The organism is Bradyrhizobium sp. 14AA (genome assembly GCF_054185205.1).
In genome coordinates, this window is sequence record NZ_JAVAYM010000109.1 from 1 (window position 1) to 502 (window position 502).

General features: G+C 61.2%; 1 protein-coding gene. It reads left to right on the forward strand.

The window, feature by feature from the left end; all coding sequences use genetic code 11:
• Positions 1 to 145: 145 nt before the first annotated feature.
• On the forward strand, positions 146 to 502 hold a 357-nt coding region (locus tag RAD15_RS43540; protein ID WP_458184819.1), incomplete at its 3' end, for a hypothetical protein.

Here is a 502-nt window from a genome sequence, read left to right on the forward strand (position 1 = left end):
TGTCATACCTCCAGTTGTCGTCTCGACCCCGCCACATTCGCCAAGCAATTTCGAATCTGTGGACAACTCCCATCTGCGCCACCTTGTCTTGACGCCATGCTGTGGACAACATCAGCCGCGCGCAACAACGTACAGTAGAGCCACCATGAACCAACCGCCTGACATCAACCAGTACCGGCCGCCGAAACGCCACGGCGGCTGGATCGCCGTCATCATCGTGACAGCGCTCGTCGTCGCGCTGGTCATCGTTGCACGCCGGGTCACGACCGAGCCGCCGAACCCCGTCACGCCGACGCCGTCCCCCATTGCGACATCCGCGTCCTCGACTCCCACGCCCATTCCGGCATCGGCTACTGCGGTCGCCTCCTCTTTACCCTTCTCCTCGAAGGATGATGACACCGAGGGGAGGTGGTCAATCGACCACGTGGAATGGGGACCTAACACCGTCACCCTGACGATGACCATCGCGGTCACCAAGGGTTCTTTGACCGACTACACCTTC